Source organism: Peribacillus sp. P4_C12, assembly GCF_056402095.1.
The window spans coordinates 1-884 of record NZ_JBFUIB010000982.1 but is presented as its reverse complement, the minus strand read 5'-3'; the positions used below and the strand labels follow the sequence as shown (position 1 = coordinate 884).

Annotated in this window: 1 protein-coding gene and 1 pseudogene; both read right to left on the bottom strand. The window is 39.6% G+C overall.

Annotation, left to right across the window (positions count from 1 at the left end):
• Positions 1-184: pseudogene (locus AC1DUW_RS30705) on the bottom strand (purine-nucleoside phosphorylase); the annotation flags it as partial.
• A gap of 17 nt (positions 185-201) precedes the next feature.
• The coding region (gene deoB / locus AC1DUW_RS30700) for a phosphopentomutase (protein ID WP_477644433.1) at positions 202-884 on the bottom strand (683 nt) is incomplete at its 5' end.

Below are 884 nucleotides of genomic sequence, written 5' to 3'. Positions count from 1 at the left end.
GACCTGCATGTCCCTCAACAGTTGATACTGGAAATTCCGGTATATCGTGATATGGGATCGTAATAGGATTCTCAATTTCATCTGCTAATACCCCAAGTCCCGAACCAAGAATCAATCCTATTTCTGGAGAACCATCAATCTTACTTTTTATAAATGAGGCAGCTGCTTCTATTTTATTAAACATATATATTTTCTCTCCCCTTAATTCATATCGCCCAAAATATTTTTTCCGAAGGCAGGCATTTTCACATCAAAGTTAGCTGCGACTGTTGCCCCTATATCAGCAAATGTATCTCTTATTGGAAGCTCGCCAGCTTCTGTAAATCGTTTAGAATAAACTAATAATGGCACATATTCACGTGTATGGTCGGTCCCTTCATGTACCGGGTCATTCCCGTGATCAGCAGTGATGATTAATAAATCGTCCTCTTTTAGCTTATCGAGTACTTCTGGCATTCTAGCATCGAATTCTTCTAATGCCTTTCCGTAACCCTCTGGATCACGTCTGTGACCGTATAAAGCATCGAAGTCGACCAGGTTAAGGAAACTTAAACCTTTGAAATCCTGTTCGATGGTTTGGATTAATTTATCCATTCCATCCATATTAGATACGGTCCTTAAGGATTCAGTGACCCCTTCACCATCAAAAATATCAGAAATTTTTCCGATTGCCAGAACATCATATCCGGAATCTTTCAATTCATCCATAACCGTCCTGTTAAATGGTTTTAAAGCATAATCATGACGATTAGGCGTTCTTTTGAAGCTGCCTGGTTGGCCTGTGAAAGGTCTTGCGATTACGCGTCCAACCTTAAATTCATCAGCCATTGTTACTTCACGTGCAATCTCACAAATTCGGTATAATTCTTCTACCGGAACTATAT